This window comes from Sphingomonas sp. 66-10, from assembly GCF_001897045.1.
Lineage (GTDB): Bacteria > Pseudomonadota > Alphaproteobacteria > Sphingomonadales > Sphingomonadaceae > Sphingomonas > Sphingomonas lycopersici.
The window spans coordinates 9638-10194 of the sequence record NZ_MKRR01000123.1 but is presented as its reverse complement, the minus strand read 5'-3'; the positions used below and the strand labels follow the sequence as shown (position 1 = coordinate 10194).

Genomic DNA, 557 nt, shown 5'->3' with positions numbered 1-557 from the left:
TAGAGGAAGCCCGCGATCGTCAGCCCGATCAGCATTCCGGTAAAGCCGCCCAGCATCAGCCCGCCCCACAGCAGCGCCAGCCGCATAGCGAAGGTCAGCAGGTTGCGGAGGAACAGCGTGCGCGTCATCCCCTCGACCATCAGCAGCGCCTGCGCGGATTCGATCAGCCCGCCGAACGCCATCGGCGGCCCGACGAAGCGCAGCACGACGATCGCGTCGGTCCATTTCGGGCCGGCGATCACCATGATCGCCTCATGCGCGACCAGCACCATGCCGACCCCGATTGGCAGCAGCACCCCGACCATCGCGGTCTGCGCGGTGGCATAAGCGCGCAGCCGGCGCGGGAGATCGTCGCTGATCGTCGACAGCGCGGAGAAGATCGCCCGCTGGAGCGCCCAGGCGAGCTGGCTGGTGAGGATCCCCGAAATCTGGATGCCGAGATTATATTGGCCAAGCCGCGCGACACCGAACCGCCCGGCGACGATCAGAGAATCCAGCTTGAAGCTCAGATAGTTGGTCATCGCGGCGGCGGACATCCAGCCGCCGAAGCCGAGGAA

Annotated in this window: 1 protein-coding gene; it reads right to left on the bottom strand. The window is 66.2% G+C overall.

What is annotated here, in order from left to right:
• Positions 1-557, bottom strand: a 557-nt coding sequence (locus BGN95_RS12985) for an oligosaccharide flippase family protein (protein WP_286772853.1), incomplete at both ends; no start/stop codon positions are given.